At 52.5% G+C, this 15,355-nt stretch carries 10 protein-coding genes; all 10 read left to right on the top strand.

What is annotated here, in order from left to right; translation table 11 throughout:
* Positions 1-270: 270 nt before the first annotated feature.
* Positions 271-3,984, top strand: coding sequence for a DNA-directed RNA polymerase subunit beta (gene rpoB, locus FYZ48_RS05820; RefSeq protein ID WP_149338413.1), 3,714 nt, complete (start codon positions 271-273; stop codon positions 3,982-3,984).
* A 95-nt stretch (positions 3,985-4,079) separates the two neighbouring features.
* The gene (gene rpoC, locus FYZ48_RS05815) at positions 4,080-8,447 is read left to right on the top strand and encodes a DNA-directed RNA polymerase subunit beta' (RefSeq protein ID WP_149338411.1); all 4,368 of its coding nucleotides are present in this window, start codon (positions 4,080-4,082) and stop codon (positions 8,445-8,447) included.
* A gap of 231 nt (positions 8,448-8,678) precedes the next feature.
* Complete coding sequence (gene rpsL / locus FYZ48_RS05810; protein WP_145114887.1) at positions 8,679-9,050, top strand: 30S ribosomal protein S12; 372 nt, start codon at positions 8,679-8,681, stop codon at positions 9,048-9,050.
* 95 nt (positions 9,051-9,145) lie between these two features.
* Positions 9,146-9,625 (top strand): 30S ribosomal protein S7, encoded by a 480-nt coding sequence (gene rpsG / locus FYZ48_RS05805; protein WP_145044991.1) that lies wholly within the window; start codon positions 9,146-9,148, stop codon positions 9,623-9,625.
* Between the two features lie 178 nt (positions 9,626-9,803).
* Positions 9,804-11,903, top strand: coding sequence for an elongation factor G (gene fusA, locus FYZ48_RS05800; protein WP_149338409.1), 2,100 nt, complete (start codon positions 9,804-9,806; stop codon positions 11,901-11,903).
* A 272-nt stretch (positions 11,904-12,175) separates the two neighbouring features.
* A complete protein-coding gene (gene rpsJ / locus FYZ48_RS05795; RefSeq protein WP_145044987.1) occupies positions 12,176-12,508 on the top strand; it encodes a 30S ribosomal protein S10 in 333 nt (110 codons plus the stop codon).
* A gap of 166 nt (positions 12,509-12,674) precedes the next feature.
* Complete coding sequence (gene rplC, locus FYZ48_RS05790) at positions 12,675-13,364, top strand: 50S ribosomal protein L3 (protein ID WP_145192483.1); 690 nt, start codon at positions 12,675-12,677, stop codon at positions 13,362-13,364.
* Between the two features lie 51 nt (positions 13,365-13,415).
* Positions 13,416-14,045, top strand: a complete 630-nt coding sequence (gene rplD, locus FYZ48_RS05785) for a 50S ribosomal protein L4 (protein WP_149338407.1) — start codon at positions 13,416-13,418, stop codon at positions 14,043-14,045.
* Between the two features lie 53 nt (positions 14,046-14,098).
* On the top strand, positions 14,099-14,407 hold the full coding sequence (gene rplW, locus FYZ48_RS05780) for a 50S ribosomal protein L23 (protein WP_145044982.1): 309 nt from the start codon (positions 14,099-14,101) through the stop codon (positions 14,405-14,407).
* A gap of 75 nt (positions 14,408-14,482) precedes the next feature.
* Entirely contained in the window at positions 14,483-15,340 is an 858-nt protein-coding gene (rplB, locus tag FYZ48_RS05775) for a 50S ribosomal protein L2 (RefSeq protein ID WP_149338405.1), read from the top strand.
* Positions 15,341-15,355: the final 15 nt, after the last annotated feature.

Below are 15,355 nucleotides of genomic sequence, written 5' to 3'. Positions count from 1 at the left end.
CTGCTTCGATCAGTCATCGTGTCAGTCCCATATGGTCTAAGCAATCGACTCATTGTACTCTCTTTTGAATAGCAAAGTAGTATTGAGCGATTTACCAGGCTTTAATTTCGTCGAGCGATTCGCTTTTCATGCAGCAGTCGGGGCTGTATTCTCTCGAGGTACGCGCTGCGGTTCCTCGCTATCCATGGCAAGTGCTCCTTTCAGCCGCGTGAGCGGTCTGCGCGGAGTAATTCCACATCTGGCACCAGGTAAGTAGAAAAGATCATCTTAATGCCGATTCCAGCACAGCGAACGATTCCCACTCAAACTGTTAAGAATTTTGGTACCATTGAGCATAGCTTTGAATTGTCTGATCTGACACAGATTCAGACGGATTCCTATGCAAACTTCCTTCAGGCCGATAAGTCTCCCCGTGAGCGCAAGAGCCAGGGCCTGGAAGAAATCCTTCGTGAAGTCTTCCCGATTGAGAGTTATCAGGGACAGTACCAGTTGGAATACGTGAAGTATGAACTGGGAAAACCTCGTTACACTCCGACCGAGTGCCGTCAGCTGCGTCTGACCTACGGACGTCCTTTCCGCGTCTGGTTGCGTCTGGTGAAAGAGCAGCCGATCGAAGAAGAAGTTTACCTGGGTGATCTGCCTGTCATGATCGGTGGTGGAGAATTCATCATCAATGGTGCCGAGCGTGCGATCGTCAGTCAGCTGCACCGTTCTCCCGGTGTTGACTTCGTACTCAGCTCAGAGCCTGGTGAGAAGAAAGAATATTCCTGCCGCGTGATTCCAGAGCGTGGCAGCTGGATCGAACTCGTGGTTGGTAAGAAAGACACACTGGGTGTGCGGATCGACCAGAGTGGTAAGTTCTCTGCGATGACTCTGCTGCGGGCGATGTCGAAAGATTACTCTTCTGACACCGACCTGGTGAAACTGTTCTATGAAACCAAGTCAGAAAAGATCAACAAAGATGCAGCCGAAAAGCTGGTCGGTAAGATCGTTGCTGAAGATGTGATTTATCCTGCTGGTCACGATCGGTGTGGTGAGATCATTCTGGACTGCTGTGGCACCATCACTGAAGAGTTGGCCGAAGAGATTACCGAATCATCTCTGAAGACAGTTGAAGTCGTCGATGAAGTTAATGACCTGCTGGTTCTGCAGAGTATTGCCGAAGATCCGACTGCTACTCACGAAGAAGCACTGCTGCGAATCTATTCCCGTCTGCGTCCAGGTAACCCTCCTCAGCTGGAGCGTGCGATTGACCTGTTCAAAGAAAAATTCTTTGACGTCAACCGTTATCGTCTGGGTCGTGTCGGTCGTTTCCGTATCAACCGGAAATTCAAGCAGGATGTGCCTGACACCGAAATGACCCTGCGTCCGGAAGACTTCATCAACTCGATCCGCTATCTCGTCCGTCTGCGGGTCGGTGATTCTTCTGCGTATGTCGATGACATCGACAACCTGGGTAACCGTCGTCTGCGAACCATCGATGAACTGGCTTCTGATGAAATCCGAAAAGGGTTCCTGAAGCTGCGTCGAACCGTGCAGGAACGTATGACTCAGAAGGACGTGGAAGAAATGTCTCCACGGACCCTGATCAATCCCAAGAGTGTTTCCGCTGCGATCGATTTCTTCTTCGGTCGAAGTGAACTCTCGCAGGTGGTTGACCAGACGAACCCGCTGTCCATGCTGACTCACGAACGTCGTCTGAGTGCATTGGGACCGGGTGGTTTGAACCGGAAACGTGCCGGCTTCGAAGTGCGTGACGTTCACATTTCTCACTACGGCCGTATCTGTCCGATTGAGACTCCTGAAGGTACCAACATTGGTCTGATCTCCAGTTTGAGTATCTTCTCAAAGGTCGATGATTACGGCTTCCTCGTGACGCCTTACCGTTATGTGAAAGACGGTAAGCTGACCGACGAAGTGCACTGGATGCGAGCCGATGAAGAGGCTGAAGTGCACGTGGCTCCCGCCGATACTCCCGTGGAGAAAGGTCGCTTCACTGAAGATCGCGTGATGGCCCGTTTCCGGGATGACGTGGTCTGGATTGCCGCCAGTGCCGTGGATTACATTGACGTCGACCCCGCACAGATGGTAGGGATTTCCGCCGGTTTGATTCCGTTCCTCGAACACGACGATGCGAACCGGGCACTCATGGGTTCTAACATGCAACGGCAGGCTGTGCCGCTGTTGATTGCCGAGCCTCCCCTGGTGGGAACCGGCATGGAAGCAGCTGTCGCGCAGAACTCGGGGATGGTCGTCCGGGCTGAGAAAGCCGGAAAGGTGACCTATGTGGACGGAAACCGTGTGGAAGTAGACGGCAAGAAATATCGTCTGCGAAAATACGAAGGCCTTAACGAGCGGACCTGTCTGAACCAGACTCCCTGCGTGAGAGTGGGTGACCAGGTCAAGAAAGGTCAGATTCTCTGTGACAGTGCTGCGACTGCAGACGGGCTGCTCTCTCTGGGGCGGAATGTGCTGGTCGGGTTTATGTCATGGGATGGATATAACTTCGAGGACGCGATCATTCTTTCTGAGCGTCTGGTGAAAGAAGACGTCTACACCTCGATCCACATCGACGAATTCGATGTGGAAATTCGCGAAACCAAACTGGGTCGTGAAGAGTTCACGCGTGACATTCCCAACGTCAGCGAAAAGGCACTGCGTCACATCGGAGAAGACGGGATTATCAAAGTTGGTACCCGCGTCCGCCAGGGTGATATCCTGGTTGGTAAAGTCTCTCCGAAAGCCAAAGCTGAACTGACACCGGAAGAAAAACTGCTGCACGCGATCTTCGGTCGTGCGGGTGAAGACGTGAAGAACGAATCACTCGAAGCTTCCAGTGGTGTCGAAGGGATTGTGATTCACACTGAGAAATTTGCCCGTCGAATGAGTCTGACTGACTACGAACGGAAGCAGTACGACGAAGATCTGAAGAAGGTCGAGGAAGAAGGACACGAACAGGTGGCCGCTGAATTCCGCGAGTTTCTCAAGGAATTCGAATCGGCTCTGGGACAGCCTCTGGTTGACGATGATGGTCGTAAGATTCGTGAAATTACCGAAGACAAGTTCGTCTCTCAGTATGCTCACGACTTCCTGTCACACCTGGATAACCTGGATATTCGCAGCCCGCAGAAGAAAGCCGACTGCCGTGCTGTGATCGAAAATCTGTGGTCCAATGTCGAAGATGTGATCGATACCTGCGACCAGAAGATCAACAGCATGAAGCGTGGCGAAGAACTGCCAAACGGCGTGCTGCAGATGGTCAAAGTCTACGTGGCATCCAAGCGTCAGATTTCCGTGGGTGACAAGATGGCTGGGCGTCACGGTAACAAAGGGGTGATCTCCAAAGTTCTGCCGATTGAAGATATGCCTTTCACCGAAGACGGAACTCCGATCGACATCATGTTGAACCCGCTGGGGGTTCCGAGTCGTATGAACGTGGGACAGATTCTGGAGACCCACCTGGGTTGGGCTGCCGAGAAGCACGGCTTCCGTGCTGTCTGTCCGGTATTCGATGGTGCTCTGGAAACTTCGATTCAGGAATACCTGGATACCGCTGGTCTGCCTGCTGACGGGAAGGCCCAGTTGTACGATGGTCGTACCGGCGAAGCTTACGAGCAGAAAACCACCGTCGGTCAGATTTACATGCTGAAACTGCACCACCTGGTGGATGACAAAGTGCATGCCCGTTCTACCGGTCCTTACTCTCTGATTACGCAGCAGCCTCTGGGTGGTAAAGCCCGCTTTGGTGGTCAGCGATTCGGGGAAATGGAAGTCTGGGCTCTGGAAGCTTACGGTGCCGCTTACATTCTGCAGGAACTGCTGACTGTTAAGAGTGACGATGTGGAAGGCCGGACCAAGATTTATGAATCGATGGTCAATGGAGAAAACACACTCGAAGCCGGAACGCCCGCCAGCTTCGACGTGCTTAACAACGAAATTCGTGGACTTGGTTTGAATCTACAACTGGAAAAGAACCCTACCTGATGCGTGCTCAGTGATGAGACGTGTTGCCCGGGTGAGGTTTCTTTTCATGATCAAACTCTGATCATACATAGTTCAGAAAATAAGGAGCGTGCACAGTGAGTGTTGCACAAACAGCTTACGAGCGAATTAACGATTACGGTTCCGTGAAAATCGGTCTGGCCAGTCCACACGATATTCGGAGTTGGTCCTTCGGAGAAGTCAAGAAGCCGGAAACGATTAACTATCGAACCTACCGTCCCGAACGGGATGGTCTGTTCTGCGAACGTATTTTCGGGCCGGAAAAAGACTGGGAATGTGCCTGCGGTAAATACCGGGGGATGAAGTACAAGGGCATGATCTGCGACCGTTGTGGTGTTAAAGTGACCCACAGTCGTGTGCGGAGAAAGCGTATGGGGCACATCGAGCTGGCAGCACCGATCGTGCATATCTGGTTCTTCAAGTCCATGCCCAGCCGCCTGGGTGCTCTGCTGAATATGAAGACCACCGCCTTGGAAAAAGTGATTTACTTCCAGGATTACGTGGTAACTGATCCGGGCGACACCCCGCTCGAAATGTGCCAGACGATGACCGAAGAGGAAGCTCGGCAGAATCAGGCCAAGTACGGCCCCGGTTCCTTCGAAATCGAAATGGGTGCCGAAGCGATCAAGAAACTGCTGATGAGCCTGAACCTGGTTGAGCTCTCCGAACAGCTCCGCAAGGATCTGTTTGAAACCAACAGCCAGCAGAAACGCAAGGACTACATCAAGCGTCTGAAGATTGTGGAATCACTGCGTGACAGTGACAACCGTCCCGAGTGGATGGTGCTGGAAGTGATTCCCGTGATTCCTCCGGATCTGCGTCCGCTGGTGCTGCTGGATTCCGGCAACTTCGCCACCAGTGACCTGAACGACCTGTATCGCCGCATTATCAACCGGAACAACCGGTTGAAGAAGCTGGTCGACCTCAACGCACCGGAAGTAATCGTGCGTAACGAAAAGCGTATGCTGCAGCAGTCTGTCGACGCTCTGTTCGACAACAACCGCTGTAAGCGACCCGTGCTTGGTTCTTCCAACCGTCCGCTGAAATCTTTGACCGACATGATCAAAGGTAAGCAGGGACGTTTCCGTGAAAACCTGCTGGGTAAACGTGTTGACTACTCTGCCCGTAGTGTGATCGTGGTGGGGCCGGAACTGAAACTGCATCAGTGTGGTCTGCCCAAGAAGATCGCACTCGAACTGTTCCAGCCGTTCATTATCCGTCGTCTGAAAGACAGCGGGCACGCCGATACGATCAAGTCCGCCAAGCGGATGCTGGAACGTAAAGACGAGGACGTGTGGGACATCCTGGATGAAGTCATTCAAAACCATCCGGTGCTGTTGAACCGTGCTCCCACGCTGCACCGTATGGGGATTCAGGCCTTCGAGCCGATTCTGGTGGAAGGAAACGCGATCCGCGTCCATCCGCTGGTCTGTGGTGGATTCAACGCTGACTTTGACGGCGACCAGATGGCGGTTCACCTGCCTCTGTCCATCGAAGCTCAGGTAGAAGCCACAACTCTGATGCTGTCAACCAACAACATCTTCAGTCCTTCCGACGGGGCACCGATCATTCGTCCTTCTCAGGATATCGTGATGGGGTGCTACTACCTGACGCTCAAGAAAACAGAGCGGGTCGGGGAAGGAATGGTCTTCTCCAATGTGGGTGAAGTGCACGCCGCCTTCCAGCAGAAGAAGCTGGATCGCCATGCCATCATCAAGGTCCGGATGCCTTCTGACAAACGGATCAAAGGGGAAGGGGCCGACGACTTCAAGATGGGCGGTCTGATTGAAACGACCACCGGTCGTGTGATCTTCAATGACATTCTGCCCAAGAAGATGGCTTACTACAACCTGACGATGAAGGGGCGTGACCTTTCGAACGTGATTTCCGACTGTTATCTGGAGCTGGGTCGTCGCGAAACGATCAACCTGCTCGACAAGATGAAGGAAACCGGTTTCCGGGAATCAACGCTCAGTGGTCTGTCATTCGCAACCAGCGACCTGAAAACCGCGCCGAATAAGGCGAAGGTAATCGGGGATTCGGAAAAGACCGTTCTGCAGAAAAACAAGCTGTACGATCGTGGTCTGATTACTGCTGAAGAGCGTTATAACCAGGTTCTCGATACCTGGACTCACGCTCGTGAGCAGATTACCGAATCGATGATGCACGAGCTGGAAAACGACTATCGTGAAGGCGGGAAGTATGTGAACCCGATCTATCTGATGTCGAATTCTGGTGCTCGTGGTGGTATCGAACAGATGCGTCAGCTCGGTGGTATGCGTGGTCTGATGGCCAAGCCGAGTGGTGAGATCATCGAAACGCCGATTAAGGCGAACTTCCGTGAAGGTCTGACCGTACTGGAATACTTCAGTTCGACCCATGGTGCCCGTAAAGGTTTGGCTGACACCGCTCTGAAAACAGCGGACTCAGGTTACCTGACACGTAAGCTGGCAGACATCTGTCAGAACGTGGTTGTCACCGAGCACGACTGTGGTACGACCCAGGGTATGACCCGTGGTGTGGTCTACCGTGGTGAAAAGGTCGAAATGAGTCTGACCGATGCGATCCGTGGTCGCGTCAGCCGGACGAACATCGTCGATCCGATTACCGACGAAGTGATCGTGCGTGAAAACGAGATGATCACCGTGGACATCGCCCGTCGGATTGAAAGCATGGGTCTGGAAAAGATCCAGGTACGCAGCCCGATGACCTGCGAATCTTCGCTGGGGATCTGTCGTCTGTGTTACGGGATGGACCTTTCCACCGGTTCGCTGGTCGAAGAGGGTCTGGCCGTGGGTATCATCGCTGCCCAGAGTGTGGGTGAGCCTGGTACTCAGTTGACGATGCGTACGTTCCACATTGGTGGTACTGCTTCCCGTGAAGTGGAAGAAAGCGAAATTCGGACCCGTCGTGCCGGTAAAGTTACATTTGCCCGTATCCGGACCGTGGTCAACAACGAAGGTATGAGCGTTGTACTGACTCGAAACGGTGAAGTGGTGGTCAACGATGTGAAGGGCCGTGAGCTCGAACGTTACACCATTCCCAACGGTGCAACCCTGCGTGTTGCTGAAGGGGATGATGTTGCTGAAGGCCAGGTCATCTGTCAGTGGGACCCGCACTCGATTTCGATCCTGGCGGAAGTGGGCGGTCGCGTCCGCTTCGAAGAGTGTGTGGAAGGCAAGACCATCCGCACCGACAAGGACCCCAGTGGTCACATTCGCCGTTCGATCATCGAACACAAAGGGGAACTGCATCCGCAGATCATCATCGAAGATGGTACAGGCAAGATTCTGGACTTCTACTACCTGCCTGAAAAAGCAAGTATCGAAGTGGAAGAAGGTCAGCAGATCACCGCTGGTACGGTGGTCGCGAAGAACCCCCGTGAATCTTCCGGTACGCAGGACATCACCGGTGGTCTGCCGCGTGTGACCGAACTGTTCGAAGCCCGTCGTCCAAAGGATCCTTCGGTTCTCGCGGAAATCGACGGTGAAGTCGAGTTCGTTCCTGAGAAGAAACGTGGTAAGCGAATCGTGATTGTCCGCGGGGAAGACGGCACCGAAGTTGAGCATGTCATTCCTCACGGTAAGCACCTGCTGGTACACGCCGGCGACCTGGTGAAAGCGGGAGACGCACTGGTGCGTGGTCCGCTGGTTCCGCACGACATTCTGCGTGTGAGTGGTACCGAGGCCGTTCAGCAGTACCTGCTGCATGAAATTCAGAACGTGTATCGTGCACAGCGTGTGACGATTGACGATAAGCATCTGGAAATCATTATTTCCCGGATGTTGAGTAAGGTGCTGGTAGAAGATGTGGGTGATACCAATCTGCTGCCGGGCATCGTGCTGGATAAACTGGCCTTCCAGAAGATCAATGAAGAAACCAGTGCCTGCGTGAAGGTCGTCGATTCCGGCGATACTGACTTCCAGCCAGGCGACCTGGTACCTCTGGCGACGATCGAAGAAGTGAATGCCCAGGTAGAACTGGCCGGTCAGGGACCTGCCAGCTTCTCCAAGCCGCGTCCGGCTTCGGCCAGCTCGCAGTTGCTGGGGATTACCAAGGCTTCGGTTCAGAGTGAAAGTTTCATCTCTGCAGCCAGCTTCCAGGAAACCACCAAGGTGCTCACCGAAGCGGCTCTGGCCGGTCGGGTCGACTACCTGGTTGGTCTGAAGGAAAACGTGATTCTGGGTCACCTGGTTCCTGCCGGTACCGGGTTCTATCAGCACCAGACTGCCGAAGTTCGGATTCGTCCCGAGGCTCTGGAAGAACTGAAGGCCGAAAAAGAGCGGATTCTGGCAGCACGGATGAGCCTGTTGAACGAAGTGCAGCCCGACAAGCCGGTTCCGCTGGGCGGTGGGCAGGATTCGGAAGAGTATGGACAGGGGGGCTCTGATTCTTCCCTGGACAGCACCCCGCCGAGCCCCAGTCCGAACCCTTTTGACGAGTAAAGGAATGAAGGAAGCGTATCTGGTCTGCCAGGAAAATTCACTTTGTCTCAGATCCCGAATTGAGAGATTCGTGAGACTTGACGGATGCCTGCAGGCTGGATACATTGTTCCGTTCCTAACTCTGGCAACAGGGAATTAATTGCATATAATAGTGGTCATTTGTTACAATGGCTGCCTGTAAATAGAAGTTATTATTGAAGTTCAAGCATTGAACGAAGATGGGTTATCTCGATGCCAACAATTAATCAATTGATTCGTAAGCCAAGAAAGAAGCAGACCTCTAAGAGTAAGACTCCGCTGCTGGAAGGTTGCCCTCAGAAGCGTGGGGTTTGTCTGCAGGTCAAGACAGTGACCCCGAAAAAGCCGAACTCCGCTCTGCGTAAAGTGGCCCGTGTTCGTCTTTCGAACGGCAAGGAACTGACGGCTTACATCCCCGGTGAAGGTCATAACCTGCAGGAGCACTCGATCGTGCTGGTGCGTGGTGGTCGCGTTCGCGACCTTCCTGGTGTGCGTTACAAAGTGATTCGTGGCGTTCTGGATACCCTGGGCGTCAATGATCGTCGTCAGGCACGTAGCCGTTACGGAACCAAGCGCCCCAAATAGTCGCCTGGTTTATCAAGCATAAAAATTCACACAGTTTGATTACATTCATCAGTGCCCCGTGAGGTGCTGAGGCAAATGTCAGAGGAAAAGATGGAATGAGCAAGAAGTTTACAGCCAGTGCGACTCAGCTGAAGCCAGATCCGCGGTTCAATTCACTGCTGGCTTCCAAGTTTGTTAACTGTCTGATGCATGATGGCAAAAAGAGCATTGCTCAAAACGTGTTCTACTCGGCCCTGGATCGCATTAAAGAGCGTATCCCCGATGCTGAGCCGATCGAAGTTTTCACACAGGCTGTCGAAAATGTGAAGCCCAGTGTTGAAGTTCGTTCGAAGCGTGTTGGTGGTGCTACTTACCAGGTGCCAACCCCTGTGAATCCCAAGCGTCAGCAGACTCTGGCGATTCGCTGGATTCTGGCTGCGATTCGCGGCAAGAAAGGTCGTCCGATGGAAGTTCGTCTGGCTGACGAAATTCTGTCTGCACACAAAAAAGAAGGTACTGCCATCACTACCCGTGAGAATATTCATCGTATGGCTGAAGCGAACAAGGCATTTGCTCACTTCGCCTTCTCACGCTAAGGCAAAGTAACGATCAATCAGACGCACTGGCGATGGTGATAAACCATTGCCTGCTGCGTCTTTTTTTTTGTAGATTGAAAAGTCTGAAGCCAGCTGGCCGGTTGAAGTCCAATGGAGGATTCGCGGCAGTTGGGTTTTGTTTTTGTGATTCAATTTCAGTTGGAATGGCAGGACCAGGATGTCAACTTCAATAGATCAGATCAGAAACATTGGGATTATCGCTCATATTGACGCCGGTAAGACGACGACCACCGAGCGAATTCTCTACTACGCCAAGTTCCTGCACCGCCCGGGCGGGGTGGATGAAGGTACGACTGCAACCGACTTCGACGAAGAGGAGGCGAAGCGGGGGATCACGATTTATTCTGCGGCGATTACCTGTAAGTGGAACGGGCACACGATCAATATTATCGACACTCCCGGGCACGTCGACTTCACGGCTGAAGTCGAGCGCAGTCTGCGCGTACTCGATGGTGCGGTCGTGGTCTTCAGTGCGATGGAAGGCGTTGAAGCGCAGAGTGAAACGGTCTGGCGGCAGGCGGATAAATACAATGTACCCCGCATCTGTTTCATTAACAAGATGGACCGTATCGGCGCCAGCTTCGAGCGGACGTTTGAAGAGATTAAAAAGCGTTTGCGGGGCAATCCCGTGGCGTTGCAGATTCCCATTGGTGAAGGCACAACATCGACCGGCGATTCCTTCAGTGGTGTGATTGATCTGATTAAGATGCGGGCCCTGTTCTATGACCAGGAGTCGATGGGGGATCAGTTCGAAGTGCAGGAGATTCCGGAAGCCTATCTGGAACAGGCACAGGAATGGCGCGCCAGATTACTGGAGTCGGTAGCTGAGCTGGATGAGGCGGTTCTGGAGCAGTATTACGAGACTGAAGACATTGCAGAGGATGTCATTATCAGGTTGCTCCGTGAGGCGACGCTTAGGGGTGATCTGCAGCCGACTTTCTGTGGTTCCTCTCTGAATTATATTGGTGTCCAGCCTGTGCTGGATGGTGTGACGAGCTTCCTGCCCAGTCCGCTGGATCGGCCGCCGGTGGAGGGGATTAATCCCCAGCCCAAAAAGCGGGGCGGTGAGGCGGGTGGTCACGAAACGCGCGGTCCAAGTGTGGATGAGCCGATGTGTGGGCTGGTCTTTAAGATTCAGGCGGACAAGCACGGCGATTTGTGTTTCATGCGAGTTTACTCGGGGCAGTTGAAGAGTGGCAGTCGTCTGTTGAATCCGCGGACCGGTAAGAAGGAACTGGTCAGTCAGTTGTGGCGTGTGCAGGCCGGGGCGCGTGAGAAGGTTGAGACGGACAGTATTGATGCCGGCGATATCATCGGGGTGATCGGACCGAAAGAAGCCGTGACTGGTGATACGTTGTGTGAAATTCAGCATCCGATTTTGCTGGAAACCATTTCGTTTCCTGAGACTGTGATCTCAATGGCGGTCGAGCCGGAATCGAGTGCGGACCGGAAGAAGCTTGAAGATACGTTGCAGAAGCTGTCTCGTCAGGATCCCACGTTCAAGGCTGTGGCTAACGAGGAGACGGGTCAGACTATTGTTTCCGGGATGGGCGAATTGCACCTGGAAGTGTTGCGAAACCGGATGCAGAAAGAGTTCAACTTGAGTGTGCGGGTGCATAAGCCGCGCGTGAGTTATCGGGAAACTGTTTCTGCTGCTGTCGAGAAAGAGGTCGAGTTCAATCGTCCTTCGGCCAATGGGAATATGTATTTCAAAGTCAAGCTGCGGCTGGAGCCCTTCAAGGGGGATAAGCCGATTTCCATCAAGAGTCAGCTAAAGCCGAATGAGTTGAATCCGGAGTTAGAAAAAGAGTTGATGGAAACGCTGCGGTTAGGTGTCGACGGGGGAGGCCAGGTTGGGTTTCCTTTGATGAATGTGCAGTTTGTGGTATTGGATGCCCAGTCGCGCGAGGGTGAAACCAACGATGTGGCGGTCGAGGCGGCAACTTCCGAAGCGCTGCATGGCTGCATTATGGACGCGAAGATTCAGTTGCTCGAGCCAATCATGAAAATGGAAGTGGTGACGCCTGATGAATTTCGTGGGAACATCCAGGCGGATCTCAGTTCGCGGAATGCGAATGTGCTCAACAGCGAATGGCGCGGAGATTTGTGTGTGATGGAGGTCGAGGCGCCTTTGTCGCAACTGTTTGGCTATTCTACCCAGATTCGCAGTCTATCGCAGGGGCGGGCATCGTTCTCGATGGAGCCTTTGAAGTATGCTGCGGCTCCGCAAAGCGTTTTAAAAGAGATGATTGGATAATTTTTAAAATTTTGAGACGTGGCAGCCTTGGTATCCAGGGGGTGAATGTGTAACTTGTCACGTCTACGATTTTGAAAGTTGCCTGGCAGGTTTCAAATGAACAGTGGCTGGGTCGCTGATTGAGCTGGAATGTCAGAATTTCAAAAAAAGCATTTTCTGCTTTATTGGGGTTGTTGACAACCGGTGAGGCTCTCAGTAATATTGCTCGCTTCCCTGTGCGAGAAAATTGTCTAAACAGGGTCTGAGTCATATTTTAATGAAGGAATTTATTGGTGGCCGTTGCGAGTCAAGAGCGAATTAGAATTCGCATGGAAGCTTATGATCACTCCGTGTTGGATCAGTCGGCAGCAGATATTGTTGATACGGCGAAGCGAACCGGTGCGATTGTGCATGGCCCCATTCCTCTGCCGACGCGGGTTGAGCGATATACGGTCTTGAAGGGGCCTCACATCGACAAGAAATCTCGTGAGCAGTTTGAAATTCGGACTCATAAGCGTTTGGTTGATATTTTGTCTCCAACCGGCAAGACGATTGATGCTTTGAATAAATTGTCTCTGCCTGCTGGGGTTGATATTAAAATTAAGGCGTCCGCTGGCGGAAACTAGTTCTTTTAAAGTTTTCGTTATGATGCTCGCAGGTCTGGTGTTGCGCCGGGTCTGCTTGATTGGTTAGGGATCCGGCGACTCGATCGCTGGTGGTGCTATGCTTCTTGCTTTCGCCTGCGGGCGGATTTCGTAGAAGCTCTGTTCCCGTTGTTTAAGGGTGATGAGTATGCCTGTCGGTCTGCTGGGTAAAAAGGTCGGAATGACCCAAGTTTACGACGATGGAGTCCTGGTTCCTGTTACGGTGATTCAGGCTGGCCCCTGCCATGTGTTGCAGGTGCGCACGTTAGACACCGATGGCTACGAAGCGGTTCAGGTCGGTTTTGAAGATAAGCCTCGTCGTCTCTCTGCTCGCAGTGAGCGTGGTCATGTTGCTGCCCTGGACAGTAAGCGTCAGAAAAAACGTACAGAAGCGGGTGTGGCCGTTGCCGATAAGGCCGGTTGTGAACCCAAGCGGTTTATTAAAGAGTTTCGCGTTGATGGTGAAGATCATGGCTGCGAAGTGGGTAACGAGCTTACCGTTTCGCTGTTCAATGAAGTATCTCACATTGACGTGATTGGAACCAGCAAAGGTCGTGGTTTTGCCGGGGTTATGAAACGTCATAACTTCTCCGGGCAGCGTGCGACACACGGTGTAAAGCGTGTGCACCGCCATGGTGGTTCAATTGGTATGAGTGCAGATCCTTCTCGTGTTCTTAAGGGGACACGGATGGGTGGTCGGTATGGTGGTAAGCAGATTACTGTCAGACACTTGAAAGTTGTCCGCGTTGACGAAGAGAACGGTGTGCTTCTGGTAAGAGGTGCAGTCCCCGGTCCTAACGGTGGTGATCTCGTCATTCGTCATACTAACAAATATTGATTCGGGTGTTTGAAGTAGTTACCTGATTCTGCCTTAATAAATGGTGTCGAAATGATTTCAGTTGCAATTCAAGATAAAGCTGGCAAAGAAGTGGGCAAGTATGAGTTCGAGTCCACCGAACTGGCCAGTGGTATCAACCGCCAGTTGCTCCACGATGTGGTTGTGATGTACCAGGCGAATAAGCGGATTGGTTCTGCAAAGTCCAAAAGCCGCGGTATGGTGGCTGGTAGTACCAGGAAGCTGTTTCGTCAGAAAGGTACTGGTCGTGCCCGTGCTGGTGCGATCCGGACTCCTGTTCGTCGGGGCGGTGGTCACACTTTTGCCAAGTCTCCAAAAGACTGGAGCTACCGTCTTCCCAAGAAGGCCGTTAAGCTCGCAACCCGGATGGCGATTCTGAGTAAGTTTGAAGATGAGCAGGTAACACTGCTGGATGAGCTGGCTCTTGAAGTACCAAAAACAAAAGAAGTCGCCGGTGTGCTGAAAGCACTCGGTCTGACCGGCACCAGTTGTCTGTTGACGGTTGATGGTCATGATCCTGTGGTCTGGAAGTCTGCCCGCAATATTGCCGGGGTTCAGGTTTCACCCGCCAGTGATCTGAATGCATACGATGTTCTGCATCAGCGGCAGATGGTGCTGACCAAGTCAGCCCTGGATGCACTGCTCGGTCGGAATGAAGGTTAATTTGACGAAGTGCCTGGTTTAAAAGTCCAGTCTGGATATTGAGGTTAACAGTTATGTCAGATGGTTCAAAAAAAGGCGTTCAGCTGGAACCGTATCAGGTCGTCATCCGGCCGTTGGTGACAGAAAAAGGGACTCATCAGTCTGAGTCTTACAATACATACACGTTTGTTGTTGATAAGTCAGCGACAAAAACGGATATCAAAAAAGCGGTATCTGATTTATGGAATGTGCGTGTGGTTTCCGTGCGAACCCAGAACCGGGGCGGAAAGCCACGTCGCCATCGATATAAAGTTGGTTATACAAAATCCTGGAAGAAGGCAATTGTCGAACTGCACGAGGATGATCGTATTTCATTCTTCTAAGCCGCAGGTTGAGTTGCATTGAAGACAGATTGTGAACCGGTTTTTGAAACCAGCAGATCATTGAGGAAATAAATTATGGGAATCCGATTCTACAAGCCAACAACACCAGGTCGGCGTGGTGCATCGGTGAGCGATTTCGCAGCGATCACTGATCGTAAGAAGGCTCCTGAGAAATCCCTGCTCGTACGATACAAGAAAAAAGGTGGACGAAACAACCAGGGTGTGATCACCGCACGGCATCGTGGCGGCGGACACAAGCGGATGTATCGTCTGATCGACTTCCGTCGGAATAAAGATGGTGTTCCAGCCAAGGTTAACGGGATTGAATACGATCCCAACCGTTCGGCCCGGATCGCGCTGCTGCACTATGTTGATGGTGAAAAGCGTTACATCCTGGCACCGGAAGGTTTGACCGCTGGCGATACTGTGGTCAGTGGCGAAAAGGTTGAGCCGAACGTCGGCAACTGTATGCCTCTGGCAAACATTCCGCTGGGTTCGATGGTACACAATGTTGAAATGCAGCCAGGTCGTGGCGGACAGCTGTGCCGGAGTGCCGGTACGGGTGCTGTTCTGAACGCTCGCGAAGATAACTGGGCTCAGATCACTCTGCCTTCCGGCGAAGTGCGTCGTGTTCCCAGTTCCTGTCGGGCAACGATCGGTGAAATTGGTAACTCTGAACATACAAAAATTGTACTGGGTAAAGCTGGTCGTAAACGCTGGATGGGGCGTCGTCCTCACGTGCGTGGTACCTGTATGAACCCTGTTGCACACCCGATGGGTGGTGGTGAAGGTCGTAACTCCGGGGGTCGTCATCCCTGTAGCCCGACTGGTAAGCTTGCGAAAGGTGGAAAGACCCGCAAGAAGAAAAAAGCTTCATCAAAGGCTATCATTCGGCGGCGTAAGTCTCGTCGTTATGGTCAGCTGAAACTCTGACGTAGTGTGTTGAAC

The sequence above is a fragment of the Gimesia chilikensis genome (assembly GCF_008329715.1).
GTDB lineage: Bacteria > Planctomycetota > Planctomycetia > Planctomycetales > Planctomycetaceae > Gimesia > Gimesia chilikensis.
This window is presented reverse-complemented; position numbering and strand designations above follow the sequence as displayed.

Excerpts from the sequence above, each read along its gene's own strand:
- rplB (WP_149338405.1), top strand. The coding sequence starts at position 14,483 with ATGGGAATCCGATTCTACAAGCCAACAACACCAGGTCGGCGTGGTGCA.
- rplC (WP_145192483.1), top strand. The coding sequence starts at position 12,675 with ATGCCTGTCGGTCTGCTGGGTAAAAAGGTCGGAATGACCCAAGTTTAC.
- rplW (WP_145044982.1), top strand. The coding sequence starts at position 14,099 with ATGTCAGATGGTTCAAAAAAAGGCGTTCAGCTGGAACCGTATCAGGTC.
- rplD (WP_149338407.1), top strand. The coding sequence starts at position 13,416 with ATGATTTCAGTTGCAATTCAAGATAAAGCTGGCAAAGAAGTGGGCAAG.
- rpsL (WP_145114887.1), top strand. The coding sequence starts at position 8,679 with ATGCCAACAATTAATCAATTGATTCGTAAGCCAAGAAAGAAGCAGACC.
- rpoB (WP_149338413.1), top strand. The coding sequence starts at position 271 with ATGCCGATTCCAGCACAGCGAACGATTCCCACTCAAACTGTTAAGAAT.
- fusA (WP_149338409.1), top strand. The coding sequence starts at position 9,804 with ATGTCAACTTCAATAGATCAGATCAGAAACATTGGGATTATCGCTCAT.
- rpsG (WP_145044991.1), top strand. The coding sequence starts at position 9,146 with ATGAGCAAGAAGTTTACAGCCAGTGCGACTCAGCTGAAGCCAGATCCG.